The organism is Bradyrhizobium sp. USDA 4461 (assembly GCF_054055655.1).
In genome coordinates, this window is sequence record NZ_JBSRXM010000001.1 from 8,248,902 (window position 1) to 8,261,675 (window position 12,774).

The following is a 12,774-nucleotide window of genomic DNA, read 5'->3' on the forward strand; positions in this document are numbered from 1 at the left end:
CCATTGTTTTTCAGACGCCCAGCGCGAAGCGTCCGGCGGAGACACGGGTGGCATCGTCTTGCGGGGTATGGACGCGGCCGCACAGCACGTCGCGGTAATGCCGCTCCAGCGGATTGGTTCGCGACAGGCCGTGATTGCTGGTCAGCGACAAGGCATCCTCCACCGCTGCTGCGGCGTTGTTGGTCACCGTCAGCTTGACGATGTTAGACTCGATCGCGGACAGCGGGAAGCCGTTATCGAAATCGGCGGCGAAGCTGTCGATCAGGCGGGCATTGACCGCGAGCCGCACCTCAATCCCGCCGACGACCTCCTGCATCCGCGGCAATGTCGCCAGCGGCGCGCCGAGATTGGCGGGCACCCGCTCCTTCAGGAATTTGACCAGCCAGTCGCGGGCGGCGCGGGCGATGCCGTCATAGATCGCGGCGACGAAGATCGCGTGCACGGTCGCCTGGGTGACGTCGGGAACCTTCCAGTCGTCGGGCCTGCGGACGTCGATCTCGTAGTCCAGGGGGAACACCACGTCATCGAACACCACGGTATGGCTGCCGCTGGCGCGCAGGCCGAGATGATCCCAGCTCTCCTCGATCCGCGTTCCCGGCAGGCCGGCGGGAACCAGGAATTGCCCGACGCGGGTATCGGCTTCATCGGTCTTGGCCCAGACCGCATACCATTTCAGGATCGGCGCGCCGGTCGAATAGATCTTACGGCCGGTCAGCCGCCAGCCGGTTTCGGTACGGCGCGCCGTGGTCGCCGGCAAGCCGCCGCGCGCCGGCGAGCCGAGCTCGGGCTCGACTCGCAACGCGTTGATCAGCGCGACGCCTTCGACCGTTTCCTTGGCGAGCTTGCGCGACAGCCGTGCCGGCCAGCGCGTGCTGCGCGCCATCACCAGGTGCTGGATGTAATGCATCGACAGCACCAGCGCGGTCGACGGATCGGCCTTGCCGACGATACCGAGCACGCGCGTGGCCTCACACGCGCCCGCCCCGCCGCCGCCGAGCGCCGCCGGTACGGTCAATGCCAGCAGGCCTTCGCGCGACAGATCGGCGAAATTCTCGAACGGGAAGCTGGCGTCGCGATCATGCGCGGGCGCGCGCGCCGCAAACAGCTCGGCGAGCCGCAACGCACGCGCGACGGATTCCGGCGCATTCGCCGGCGGCAGCTCCCTCGCCGTAGACGTCACCATGTCGCCTCCAGTCCGAGCAGGCCGAGGATCTGCTTGCGCAGCTCCGCGAGATGGGGATCGCCGCGATGCCGCGGGTACGGCCGCTGTACCGCGATATCCGCCTTGATCCGCGCCGGCCGGTCGGACAGCACGATGACGCGGTTGGCGAGCACCAGCGCCTCCTCGACATCATGGGTGACGAGCAGCGTGGTAAAACCCTTGCGCTGCCACAGCGCCACCAGCTCGGACTGCATCGCAATCCTCGTCAGCGAATCGAGCTTGCCGAGCGGCTCATCGAGCACCAGGATTTTGGGATCGTTGACCAGCGCCCGCGCCAGCGCCACGCGCTGCGCCATGCCGCCGGAGAGCTGGTGCGGATAGGCATTGCGGAACGGGGACAGGCCGACCAGCTCGATGACCTCATCGACCCGGTGCCGCTGCGTCTTCAGGATGCCCTGCGCTTCCAGCCCGAGCGCGACATTGTCCCACACCGTGCGCCAGGGAAACAGGGTCGGATCCTGGAACACGACGACGCGCGACGGATGCGGGCCGGCGATGCGGACCTCATCCTCGCGCAGCGAGCCGGACCGCGGCTTCTCCAGCCCGGCCACCAGCCGCAGCAGGGTCGACTTGCCGCAGCCGGACGGGCCGAGCAGCGCGACGAACTCGCCCGGCGCGATCGAAAGGTTGACATTGTCGAGCACCGGCAGAAGAGCGCCATCGATGTCGAAGGCGTGGCTGACGCCCTCGACATCGAGCTCGGCGCCGACGGCGGGATAGGTGATCGCTTCAGCCGCGGACTGCACTACCATTTGACGACGCCCTTCTGCCAGACCAGCAGGCGATCGCGGGTACGGAACAAGAGCGTGATCGCGCCGGAGCAGAGCAGCGACATCACGATCAGCGCCGCATACATGTTGGCATAGGCCGCCCAGCCCTGCGCCCATTGCAGGTACCAGCCGAGGCCCGCCTTGACGCCGATCATCTCGGCGACGACGAGCACGGCAAACGACGAACCGAGCCCCATGAACAGGCCGACGAACACATGCGGCAGCGCCGCGGGGATCGCAACCTTCAACACCAGGAATGACGGCTTGGCGCCGAGCGTGCGCGCCACGTCGTAATAGGCGCTGCTGACGCTCGCCACGCCCGACCAGGTCAAGACCGTCACCGGGAAGCCGGTGGCGAGCGCGATCAGGAAGGTCGACGCGCTCCAGCTCGACGGGAAGGTGAAGAACGCGATCGGCAGCCAGGCGGTGGCCGGCAGCGGGCCGATAAAGCGCAGCACCGGGTGCACCCAGTAACCGATCTTCTGCGACCAGCCGATCGAGACGCCGGTGATGAAGCCCACCGTTGCGCCGATGACGTAGCCGCCGAGTTGCAGCTTGATCGAGGCGAACACGCTGTCAAGCAGCTTTGGCAGATCGTCGGTGTAGACCTCGAGGATCGATTGCGGCGGCGGGAAGAACGGCAGCGGCAGCCAGGCGAATTTAGCGGTGGCAACTTCCCACAGCGTGACGAACGCGCCGAACGCCACCAGCCACGGCGCACGTTTGCGCAACGCCTGCCCGGCGCTGCCGAGATAGTCCGCGCTGAATGTGCCGAACAGAATGAAGGCCGCGATCACGATCGCGCCGATGCCGAGCGATTCCGTGCGCGACCAGTCGCCGACATCGGGCCAATACAGGCACGACAGCCCGAACGCGAGCCAGGCGAGGCTCGCCGCAAGGCCGACGCCGTAGCTGCCGGAGAGATGCGAGAACGTGACCGTGGCGCGCGGCGCCGCAGCAGTCGTCGCGTCAGACACTGAATACGTCGACATAGATCCGCTCCGCGAATTTGGCCGTGTCGGTGCTCTGCTTGAACACCTGCACCGATTTCAGATCGTCGGCGTAGCCCTTGAGCTCGCGCTTGAGCACCTCGCCGGTCGGATGATGGTGATGGGTGTGGTAGCGCGCCATCGCCTCGAGATCGGCGAGGCTCGCCGCCTTCGGCGCATAGGGCTGGAACGATTTCGCCGCCTTGTCCGGATTCTGCGAGGTGAACATCGCGGCATCGAGCAGCGCCTGCGTGATGGCGCGTGCAACCTGCGGCTCTTCGCGGACAAGACTGCCGCGCAGGCCGACGATGCAGCAGCTCTTGTCGCGGTATTCGCCATCGAGATTGGAGGCGACCTCCTTGTACTGCGCATCCTTCAGCCAGAGATAGGCCAGCGGGTCCGACGACAGGAAGGCCTGCACCTCGCCCTTCTCGACCGCGACGTTCAGAAGGTTGCCGGGATAGGCGCGCCAGTCGACGTCCTTGACCGGATCGATGCCGAGCTTGGAGAGCTGGATCGAGAAGAAGTTCTTGTCGGGACCGGCGAGATCGCCGACCGCGACGATCTTGCCCTTCAGGTCAGCGAGCTTGTCGACGCCGGAATTGGTGCGGGTCAGCACCCGCATGCAGCCGCCATGGGTGCCGGCGGCGATCTTGACGTCAAAGCCTTGCTCGAGCGGCTTCAGCCAGCGCAGCGCCATGCCGAGCCCGGCATCGCTCTTGCCGGTGGCGATCGCCTCCAAGAGCTGGTCGGTCGAGCCGGAATAATTGACGAGCTCGACGTCGAGGTTCTGCTTTTGGAAGAAGCCGTGGTCGATCGCGACCGGCAGCGGCGCGAGGCAGACCGCGCCGGCGTTCCAGGACAGTTTCAGCTTGCGCGGGCTGCCTGCCAGCGGCGGCGCATCGGAGGCTGCCTTGCAGACCGGGAATTCGGAAAAGTCGATCGCCGGCGTGATCGCGCGCGGCGCGAAGGCCTGCGCACCATAGGCTCCGATCGGCCCGGCAAAGGCCGCGGCGGCGCCCGCACGCAGCAATGTGCGGCGATCCATCACCGTCTTCTTGTTATCGACAGACATTTTCACTCCTGCATTTCGGCAAGGCTCCGCCCCGCGCGCGGACGTCTCCGCCAGCGCACCCCGTCGTCGAAGCTCATGGTTCAGAAAAAGCCGATTTCTCCGGCGCTATTGCACTCAAAGCAACGTTCAAATGATGCGGCGCGACAAGTTCACCGTCAATGAAATGGAATTTCGAATGTCACAGGCGCCGCAGTCGAACTCTCCACGATCGCGCCGCACGACGATGAAAGGATTTTCGCTTTCGTCGCGACACAGACGTGCAACGCCGTTACCGCACCTGCATCGAATTTGAGCGACTGGCGGTGCCAGGCACGATGTCTTCTCCATTCGACATGCACGACGAAATCATCCTTGCCGTACAGCCTAAGAATACAGATTTCCGTTTCGTTGACGGCGAACGGCTTGCTCATAGACTCGATGGAACGCTGCCGCGCTTTCCGCCGCAATGAATCAGAAAGACAATCGATATGCGCAAACTGACCCGCTCGGGTTCTTCCCATTCCCTCACCCGCCGCACCGCGGCTGCGCTGATCACCGCAGTGATCACGCTCTCGACATCGGCGGCGGCGTTGGCGGCCGACGCGGTCGTGCTGCGGGTCGGCGACCAGAAGGGCGGCAACCGCTCGCTGCTGGAGATTTCCGGCCTCGCCCGGGACCTGCCCTACAAGATCGAGTGGTCGGAATTCCCCGCCGCGGCGCCAATCCTGGAGGCGATCAATGCCGGCGCGCTCGACGTCGGCTACACCGGCGACCTGTCCTTCCTCACCGTCTATGCCTCGGGCGCGCCGATCAAGGCGATCGGCGGCACGCGCTCCGATGCGCGGACGCAGGCCATCCTGGTGCGCGGGGATTCGCCGATCAAGACGGCGGCGGACCTGAAGGGCAAGCGGCTCGCCGGCACGCGCGGCGGCTGGGGCCAATTCCTGATCAACGCGACCCTGGAGAAGGCCGGCAGCAGGATCGAGGACGCGACCTTCGCGCCGCTCGGCCCGGTTGACGCCAAGATCGCGCTGCTTGCCGGCTCGATCGACGCCTGGGCGGTGTGGGAGCCCTATGTCTCCTATGCCAAGCTGAAGGACAACGCGCGGGTCGTCGCCGACGGCGAGGGCCTGACACCGACCATCACCTTCATCGTCGCCTCCGACAACGCGATCGCGACCAAGCGCGCGGCAGTGCAGGACCTGGTGCAGCGGCTCAACAAGGCGCGGCTGTGGTCGCTCGACCATCTCGCCGAATATGCCAAGAGCACGGCCGAGCTGACAAAACTGCCGGAGGATGTGCTGCTCGCCGCCTACACCGCGCAGAAGACGAGCCCGATCGCGATCGACGAGGCCGTGGTGAAGGAGGTGCAGGCCGCCTCCGACCGCGCCACGCGCTACGGCATCCTCGGCAAGACGCTGGATGTCGGCAAGGCGGTCGATCGCAGCTTTACGGCCGGCGCGAGCTCGAACTAGCCGCGGTTCTTCACCTCCCCTTGAAAAGGGGAGGTCGGATTGCGCGTCAGCGCAAGCCGGGTGGGGATCCGCTCTCTCCACAGACGCCGGCGCCCGCGGAGAGCACCCCCACCCCGCCCTCCCCCTTTCAGGGTGAGGGAGCTTGACGGCGGTGCTCACCTCACACTGCACCGCCATGGAGACATCCGATGCCCGGCCCGCTCCATCTCGCACTGATCGTCACGGCACACCTGCTTTGCATGACCTTGTTGGTCGCGCTGTCGGTTTGATAGCGTTCTCTCCGGGCCAGCCCGAGGGAGAACAACAATGAACCTATCAATGAAAGACCGCGTGGCGGTGGTCACCGGCGGCAGCAAAGGTATCGGGATCGCGGTGGCGCGGCGATTTGCGGAATCCGGCGCCAAGGTCGCGATCCTTGCCCGCGGCGCGGCCGATCTCGCAGCGGCGCGCGAGGCGCTCGCCAAGGACGGCCTCGTGGTGCGCGACTACGTCTGCGACGTCGCCAAGGCCACCGACATCAGCAAGGCTCACGACCAGATCGTCGCCGACTTCGGCAAGATCGACGTGCTGGTCAACAACGCCGGCACCGCGCGTACGCTGGCCTTCGAGAGCATCAGCGACGAGGCCTGGCAGGAGGACCTCGACCTCAAGCTGTTCGCTGCGATCCGCTTCAGCCGGCTGGTCTGGCCGGGCATGAAGCAGCGCAAATGGGGCCGCATCATCAACGTGCTCAACACCTTCGCCAAGGCGCCGGCTGGTCATTCCGCGCCGACCTCGGTATCGCGCGCGGCCGGCATGGCGCTGACCAAGGTGATGGCCAATGAAGGCGGCGAGCACAACATCCTGGTCAATGCGCTGTTAGTCGGCCTGATCATGAGCGATCAATGGGTCAAGCGGCATGCCGCCCAGGCGCCGACCACGGATTTCGAGGAATTCGCCAAGGGCCTTGCCAAGGGCACGCCGCTTGGCCGTATCGGCACGGCGGAGGAATTCGCCAACCTCGCCTGCTTCCTGGCCTCGGAGCAAGGCTCCTACATCACCGGCACCGCCATCAATGTCGATGGTGGCCGCTCGCCGGTGGTCTAGAACTCTGGCGATCCAGAACTCCGGTCCTGGCGCGGCCAGGACCGGAGCTCCGGATGCTTGCTTTGGCACGTCTCCACATGCGAGCCGGTGTCCATTGCGCTCGAACACTCTCGCGGGCAGGCAACCTACTGCGGCTGGCTAACGGCTCAAAAGCAAAAGGCCTCCGTCACCGGAGGCCTTTCATCTTAAACCGCGTCCTTGGCGGCCTTGACCGGCCGTGCGCGGACGATCTTCCGGGCCGGCTTGGCCTTGAACATCATCTCTTCGCCGGTGAAGGGGTTGGTGCCCTTGCGCGCCTTGGTCGCAGGCTTCTTGACCACAACGAACTTCGCGAAGCCGGGGACGAGGAACACCCCGGCCTTCTTCAGCTCCTTGTGGCCGACATCGACGAGCGAGTCCAAAACGTTCTTGACGTCGCGCTTGGAGAGTTCGGTGGTGGTCGCGATCTTCTCGATCACTTGCGACTTCGACAGTTGGGTAGCCATGGTTGCTCCATTGATTCTGGAGTGGGCACGATATGGCGGAAAACGCCGAGAAAAACAGTGTTTTCTGCACTCACCCCAGCAATATCGCTGTGGACAGCGCCCGAATCAGGTTTTTCCAGTGTTTTTTCCAGTCAAGTCGCTTCCGACCCCTAAATTTACAGGGTTTGCGCGGCTTCGGCGCTCCCGAAACGCCGCCTGCGAGAGAATCACCTGACACGTCTCGCACCGCCGGCGTGCGACACCACCGCGCGCAATCGGGGTTGCGAAGCACTGCGGCCCGCCACTTCAGGTTTCGGAAACGATCCTCCAAAAGGCCGAGGCAATAGAAAATGACTCGGGTTCCCATTCCAAGCTAACATCGCGACGGGGCGCCACGCCGACCGGCGGGCGGCCCCGATGCAAGCCTTTATTGTAAGCCCTGATGTAAGTGCTGGAGAGTAGCGTATGGATTTGAGCCGCCTCGAGATCAACCGCCGCACGGCCCTGCTGACTTCGGCCGCGATCGCAGCCAACGTCATCAATCCGATGCGGGCCTTCGCGCAAGAGACCCCGCGCAAGGGCGGCGTGTTCAACGTCCATTACGGCGCCGAGCAGCGCCAGCTCAACCCGAGCATTCAGGCCTCGACCGGTGTCTACATCATCGGCGGCAAGATCCAGGAGAACCTGGTCGACCTCGATGCCAATGGCCAGCCGGTCGGCGTGCTCGCCGAGAGCTGGGAGGCGACGCCCGACGGCAAGACCGTCACCTTCAAGCTGCGCAAGGGCATCACCTGGCACGACGGCAAGCCGTTCACGTCGGAGGACGTCGCCTTCACCGCGATGAACATGTGGAAGAAGATCCTCAATTACGGATCGACGCTGCAACTGTTCCTGACCGCGGTCGACACGCCCGATCCGCAGACTGCGATCTTCCGCTACGAGCGGCCGATGCCGCTGAACCTCTTGCTGCGCGCCCTGCCCGACCTCGGCTACGTCTCGGCCAAGCATCTCTATGAGAGCGGCGACATCAGGCAGAACCCGACCAACCTGGCGCCGGTCGGCACCGGCCCGTTCAAATTCGTCAAATATGAGCGCGGGCAATACATCATCGCCGATCGCAATCCGGATTACTGGCGGCCGAACGCGCCCTATCTCGACCGCATCGTCTGGAAGGTGATCACCGACCGCGCCGCCGCGGCCGCCCAGATGGAGGCCGGCGAGCTGCACTACAGCCCGTTCTCGGGGCTGACGATCTCGGACATGGCCCGGCTCGGCAAGGACAAGCGCTTCATCGTCTCGACCAAGGGCAATGAGGGCAACGCCCGCACCAACACCATCGAGTTCAACTTCCGCCGCAAGGAATTGTCCGACATCCGGGTCCGCCGCGCCATCGCGCACGCGATCAACGTGCCGTTCTTCATCGACAATTTCCTGGGCGATTTCGCCAAGCTCGGCACCGGCCCGATCCCCTCGACCTCGACCGACTTCTATCCCGGGCCGAACACGCCGCAATATCCTTACGACAAGGCCAAGGCGATCGCGCTGCTCGACGAGGCCGGCTTCAAGGCCAGTGGCGGCAACCGCTTCGCGCTGAAACTGCTGCCGGCGCCGTGGGGCGAGGACATCTCGCTGTGGTCGACCTTCATCCAGCAGTCGCTCGGCGAAGTCGGCATCCAGGTCGACATCGTGCGCAACGACGGCGGCGGCTTCCTCAAGCAGGTCTATGACGACCACGCCTTCGATCTCGCCACCGGCTGGCACCAGTATCGCAACGACCCCGCGGTCTCGACCACGGTATGGTACCGCTCCGGCCAACCCAAGGGCGCGCCGTGGACCAACCAGTGGGGCTGGGAGGACAAGACCGTCGACAAGACCATCGACGATGCGGCCACCGAAGTCGATCCGGCCAAGCGCAAGGCGCTCTATGCCGATTTCGTCAAGGAGGTGAACACCGAGCTGCCGGTCTGGATGCCGATCGAGCAGATCTTCGTCACCGTGATCACCGCCAAGGCGCGTAACCACTCCAACACGCCGCGCTGGGGCTCGGCGAGCTGGCACGATCTTTGGCTGAGTGCATGAGGCCGCGCCTCCCTCTCCCCGTTCTTCACGGGGAGAGGGTTGGGCTGAGGGGTTCTCTCCACGACATTGATCCATCGATAGACCTGTACCCCCTCGCCCGGATCGCATCTGGCGATGCGATCCGACCTCTCCCCGCAAGCGGAGCGAGGTAAGAGAGGCCAGTGTCCACATCGTCTGAACACGCTATAGATAAATCATGCGTATCCTGAGCCTTGCGGGGCGGCGGCTTGCCGCCTCGATTCCGACCTTGTTTCTGATCCTGATCGGCGTGTTCCTGCTGCTGCAGCTCGCGCCGGGCGACACCGTCGATGCGCTGATGGCGCAGATGGGCGGCGGCGATGCCCCGACCGCGCAGGAGCTGCGCAAGTTCTACGGGCTCGACCTCTCGGTTCCGGCGCAGCTCGGCAATTATCTGTGGCACCTGGTGCGGCTCGACCTCGGCTTCTCCTCGATCTACGGCAAGCCGGTGGCGACCGTGATCCTGGAACGGCTGCCGCCGACCATCCTGCTGATGACGGCGTCGCTGTCGTTCGCGTTCTTCTTCGGCCTGGTATTCGGCGTGATCGCCGCGCGCGGCGTCAACCGCTGGCCGGATACGCTGATCTCGACCCTCGGCCTGATCTTCTACGCCACCCCCTCGTTCTGGTTCGGGCTGATGGCGATCGTGGTGTTCTCGGTCTATCTGCAATGGCTGCCGCCGGGTGGCTTCGAGGACATCGGCACCGTCCAGACCGGGATCTGGCGCGTGCTCGATATCGCCGCGCATCTGGTGCTGCCGACGCTGACGCTCGGGCTGATCTTCCTTGCCATCTATCTGCGGATCATGCGGGCCTCGATGCTGGAGGTGCTCAACCTCGACTTCGTCCGCACCGCCCGCGCCAAGGGGCTGGACGAAACCCATGTCATCACCCGCCATGTGCTGCGCAACGCGCTGCTGCCGATGGTGACGCTGATCGGATTGCAGGCCGGCACCATGCTCGGCGGTTCTGTGGTGGTGGAAAGCGTGTTCTCGCTGCCCGGCCTCGGCCGCCTTGCTTATGAATCTGTGGTGCAGCGCGACCTCAACACCCTGCTCGGCATCGTGTTCGTCTCGGCGCTGCTGGTCATAGCAGTGAACTTCATCGTCGACCTGCTCTACGCGCGGCTCGATCCGCGCATCGCGGCGGAGGGCTGACGATGGACGCGGTGAAACGCTACTTCCGCAGCCCGGCCGCGGTGATCGGCTTGATCCTGCTGCTGCTCGTCATCGCGATGGCGGTCAGCGCCGGCTTCCTCTACCCGCGCGATCCGCTGGCGCTGGCGGGCCGGCCGCTGGTCTGGCCGTTCTCCAACCCGCGTTTCCTGCTCGGCACCGACAATTCCGGCCGCGACATCGCCGCGCAGATTTTCTATGGCGCGCGGATCTCGCTCCTGATCGGCGGCGTTGCCACCGTGATCGCGATCCTGATCGGCATTTTGGTCGGCGCCTTCGCCGGCTATTACGGCGGCTGGGTCGACAATGTGCTGATGCGGATCACCGAGGCGTTCCAGACGCTGCCGAACTTCGTGCTGCTGCTGGTGCTGGTCGCAGTGTTCGGTTCGACGCTGACCACGGTGACGATCGCGGTCGGCGTGGTGTCGTGGCCGGCGCCGGCGCGGCTGACCCGCGCCGAGTTCCTGTCGCTGCGCAGCCGCGAATTCGTCCAGGCCGGCAAGACGCTCGGCATGAAGGACGTCCAGCTCATCCTCGGCGAGATCCTGCCCAACGCGCTGCCGCCGGTGATCGTCTATGCCAGCGTGGTGATGGCGGTCGCGATCCTGCTGGAAAGCGCGCTCGCTTTCTTGAGACTATCCGATCCGAATGTCGCCTCCTGGGGCAATCTGATCGGGCTCGGCCGCGACGTGCTGCGGGTGCAATGGTATGTCTCGGCGATCCCCGGCATTGCGATCCTCGTCACCGTGCTGGCGGTGTCGCTGGTCGGCCAAGGCCTCAACGATGCGCTCAATCCGAGGCTGAAGAGCCGATGAGCGACACCGTCCTTTCGCTCGACGCCTTGACGGTGCGCCTGCCCAAGGGCGCCGACCGGCCGCATGCGCTGTCCGACGTTTCGCTTGCAGTTGCGTCGAACGAGATCCTCTGCGTGGTCGGCGAGTCCGGTTCCGGCAAATCGATGATGGCGAACGCCATCATGCGGCTGCTGCCGAACGAGGTGGCGATCGAACGGGGCCGGATGATGTTCGACGGCCGCGACCTCTGCGCCGCCGACCCGGCCGCGATGCGCGAGGTGCGCGGTGCCGGGATCGCGATGATCTTCCAGGAGCCGATGACGGCGCTCAACCCGTTGCGCACCATCGGCGACCAGATCGGCGAGATGTTTGCGATCCACACCGGCCTGTCCAAGGCCGAGATCAATGCCCGGGTGCTGGCGCTGCTCGAGGACGTGCGCATCCCTGATCCCAAGGCGGCCGCAGGAGCCTATCCGCACGAGCTCTCCGGTGGCCAGCGCCAGCGCGCCATGATCGCGATGGCGCTCGCACTTGACCCGAAGCTCCTGATCGCCGATGAGCCGACCACCGCGCTCGACGTCACGACGCAAGCGCAGATCCTGAAGTTGATCCGCGATTTGCAGCAGCGCAAGAAGACGGCGGTGCTGTTCATCACCCATGATTTCGGCGTCGTCGCCGAGATCGCCGACCGCGTCGTGGTGATGCAGCACGGCGCAATCGTCGAGCAGGGCACCGCCGATGCGGTGTTGAACGATCCGCGGCATACTTACACCAAGCAACTGATCGCAGCCGTGCCGCCGCTGAACGCGCCGCCGCCGCGCATCCTCTCCGGCAAGGACATCCTGGCCATCGATGGCGTTTCAAAAACCTACCGTACCGGGGGCTTCCTCGGCCGCGGCGCGCGGGTTACGGACGCCGTCAAGAACGTCTCGCTGCGGCTGCCGCGCGGCGCGACGCTCGGCATCGTCGGCGAGTCCGGTTCGGGCAAATCGACGCTCGCGCGCTGCATCGTGCGGCTGATCGACCCCGATACCGGGTCGATCGTGCTCGACGGCAAGGACTGGGCGAAGCTCAACCGCGACGAGATCAGGCGCGAGACCCGTCACATCCAGATGGTGTTCCAGGATCCGTTCGCCTCGCTCAACCCGCGGCGCAAGGCGGCCGAGCTGGTGGCGCAGGGCCCGATCGTGCATGGCACCGACCGCGCGACCGCGGTCGCCGAGGCGCGACGGTTGTTCGAGCTGGTCGGGCTCGACCCGTCCGCCGGCGACCGCTACCCGCACGAATTCTCCGGCGGCCAGCGGCAGCGCATCGGGCTCGCGCGTGCGCTGGCGCTGAAGCCGGATGTATTGGTTGCAGACGAGCCAGTCTCGGCGCTCGACGTCTCGGTGCAGGCGCAGGTCTTGAAGCTGCTCGCCGGACTGCGCCAGCAGCTGGGCCTCTCCATTATCTTCATCACCCACGATCTAAGGGTCGCGGCGCAAATCTGCGATCTCGTCGCGGTCATGAAGGACGGCGCCGTGGTCGAGCAAGGGCTGACCACCGAGGTGTTCGGCAAGCCGCAGCATCCCTATACGCAGGCGCTGCTGTCGGCGATCCCCGGCGGCGACTTCACGCGCAAGCGCGATGCCTTGATCGCATGATCGGGC

General features: G+C 65.4%; 12 protein-coding genes. 6 read left to right on the plus strand and 6 right to left on the minus strand.

All coding sequences use genetic code 11. The features are described 5' to 3' along the window. Window positions 1-10: 10 nt before the first annotated feature. The 5 genes from ACVINW_RS38540 to ACVINW_RS38560 all read right to left on the minus strand — a co-directional run bounded on the left by ACVINW_RS38540 (window position 11) and on the right by ACVINW_RS38560 (window position 4,466). Complete coding sequence (locus tag ACVINW_RS38540) at window positions 11-1,183, minus strand: acyl-CoA dehydrogenase family protein (protein ID WP_456756132.1); 1,173 nt, start codon at window positions 1,181-1,183, stop codon at window positions 11-13. Further along, on the minus strand, window positions 1,177-1,974 hold the full coding sequence (locus ACVINW_RS38545; protein ID WP_456756133.1) for an ABC transporter ATP-binding protein: 798 nt from the start codon (window positions 1,972-1,974) through the stop codon (window positions 1,177-1,179). Before ACVINW_RS38545 ends, ACVINW_RS38540 begins: the two co-directional genes overlap by 7 nt. Then, window positions 1,968-2,984 (minus strand): ABC transporter permease, encoded by a 1,017-nt coding sequence (locus tag ACVINW_RS38550; protein WP_456756134.1) that lies wholly within the window; start codon window positions 2,982-2,984, stop codon window positions 1,968-1,970. The genes ACVINW_RS38545 and ACVINW_RS38550 overlap by 7 nt, the downstream gene beginning before the upstream one ends. Then, window positions 2,962-4,056 (minus strand): ABC transporter substrate-binding protein, encoded by a 1,095-nt coding sequence (locus tag ACVINW_RS38555; protein WP_456756135.1) that lies wholly within the window; start codon window positions 4,054-4,056, stop codon window positions 2,962-2,964. The genes ACVINW_RS38550 and ACVINW_RS38555 overlap by 23 nt, the downstream gene beginning before the upstream one ends. 155 nt (window positions 4,057-4,211) lie before the next feature. After that, entirely contained in the window at window positions 4,212-4,466 is a 255-nt protein-coding gene (locus ACVINW_RS38560) for a hypothetical protein (RefSeq protein ID WP_456756136.1), read from the minus strand. 57 nt (window positions 4,467-4,523) lie between these two features. Here ACVINW_RS38560 and ACVINW_RS38565 point away from each other — a divergent pair, with 57 nt between their 5' ends. Next, window positions 4,524-5,510, plus strand: a complete 987-nt coding sequence (locus ACVINW_RS38565; RefSeq protein WP_456756137.1) for an ABC transporter substrate-binding protein — start codon at window positions 4,524-4,526, stop codon at window positions 5,508-5,510. Between the two features lie 306 nt (window positions 5,511-5,816). Further along, window positions 5,817-6,596, plus strand: a complete 780-nt coding sequence (locus ACVINW_RS38570; RefSeq protein WP_456756138.1) for an SDR family oxidoreductase — start codon at window positions 5,817-5,819, stop codon at window positions 6,594-6,596. A 185-nt stretch (window positions 6,597-6,781) separates the two neighbouring features. On the opposite strand, the gene ACVINW_RS38575 is transcribed toward ACVINW_RS38570, so the two are convergent. After that, window positions 6,782-7,081 carry an HU family DNA-binding protein gene (locus ACVINW_RS38575; RefSeq protein ID WP_021077434.1) on the minus strand — a complete coding sequence of 100 codons (300 nt, stop codon included), beginning with the start codon at window positions 7,079-7,081 and terminating at the stop codon, window positions 6,782-6,784. 444 nt (window positions 7,082-7,525) lie between these two features. On the opposite strand from ACVINW_RS38575, the gene ACVINW_RS38580 reads away from it, so the two are divergent. From ACVINW_RS38580 to ACVINW_RS38595, 4 genes are all read left to right on the plus strand, one after another. Then, window positions 7,526-9,139: an ABC transporter substrate-binding protein gene (locus tag ACVINW_RS38580; RefSeq protein WP_456756139.1), complete on the plus strand. Its 1,614-nt coding sequence runs from the start codon at window positions 7,526-7,528 to the stop codon at window positions 9,137-9,139. Between the two features lie 196 nt (window positions 9,140-9,335). After that, window positions 9,336-10,313 carry an ABC transporter permease gene (locus ACVINW_RS38585; RefSeq protein WP_456756140.1) on the plus strand — a complete coding sequence of 326 codons (978 nt, stop codon included), beginning with the start codon at window positions 9,336-9,338 and terminating at the stop codon, window positions 10,311-10,313. Between the two features lie 2 nt (window positions 10,314-10,315). Beyond that, entirely contained in the window at window positions 10,316-11,146 is an 831-nt protein-coding gene (locus ACVINW_RS38590) for an ABC transporter permease (RefSeq protein WP_456756141.1), read from the plus strand. Continuing rightward, complete coding sequence (locus ACVINW_RS38595) at window positions 11,143-12,768, plus strand: ABC transporter ATP-binding protein (protein WP_456756142.1); 1,626 nt, start codon at window positions 11,143-11,145, stop codon at window positions 12,766-12,768. Before ACVINW_RS38590 ends, ACVINW_RS38595 begins: the two co-directional genes overlap by 4 nt. The last annotated feature ends 6 nt before the right edge of the window (window positions 12,769-12,774 follow it).

Excerpts from the sequence above, each read along its gene's own strand:
- ACVINW_RS38555 (WP_456756135.1), bottom strand. The coding sequence starts at position 4,056 with ATGTCTGTCGATAACAAGAAGACGGTGATGGATCGCCGCACATTGCTG.
- ACVINW_RS38560 (WP_456756136.1), bottom strand. The coding sequence starts at position 4,466 with ATGAGCAAGCCGTTCGCCGTCAACGAAACGGAAATCTGTATTCTTAGG.
- ACVINW_RS38570 (WP_456756138.1), top strand. The coding sequence starts at position 5,817 with ATGAACCTATCAATGAAAGACCGCGTGGCGGTGGTCACCGGCGGCAGC.
- ACVINW_RS38550 (WP_456756134.1), bottom strand. The coding sequence starts at position 2,984 with ATGTCGACGTATTCAGTGTCTGACGCGACGACTGCTGCGGCGCCGCGC.
- ACVINW_RS38585 (WP_456756140.1), top strand. The coding sequence starts at position 9,336 with ATGCGTATCCTGAGCCTTGCGGGGCGGCGGCTTGCCGCCTCGATTCCG.
- ACVINW_RS38580 (WP_456756139.1), top strand. The coding sequence starts at position 7,526 with ATGGATTTGAGCCGCCTCGAGATCAACCGCCGCACGGCCCTGCTGACT.
- ACVINW_RS38590 (WP_456756141.1), top strand. The coding sequence starts at position 10,316 with ATGGACGCGGTGAAACGCTACTTCCGCAGCCCGGCCGCGGTGATCGGC.
- ACVINW_RS38540 (WP_456756132.1), bottom strand. The coding sequence starts at position 1,183 with ATGGTGACGTCTACGGCGAGGGAGCTGCCGCCGGCGAATGCGCCGGAA.
- ACVINW_RS38545 (WP_456756133.1), bottom strand. The coding sequence starts at position 1,974 with ATGGTAGTGCAGTCCGCGGCTGAAGCGATCACCTATCCCGCCGTCGGC.
- ACVINW_RS38595 (WP_456756142.1), top strand. The coding sequence starts at position 11,143 with ATGAGCGACACCGTCCTTTCGCTCGACGCCTTGACGGTGCGCCTGCCC.
- ACVINW_RS38565 (WP_456756137.1), top strand. The coding sequence starts at position 4,524 with ATGCGCAAACTGACCCGCTCGGGTTCTTCCCATTCCCTCACCCGCCGC.
- ACVINW_RS38575 (WP_021077434.1), bottom strand. The coding sequence starts at position 7,081 with ATGGCTACCCAACTGTCGAAGTCGCAAGTGATCGAGAAGATCGCGACC.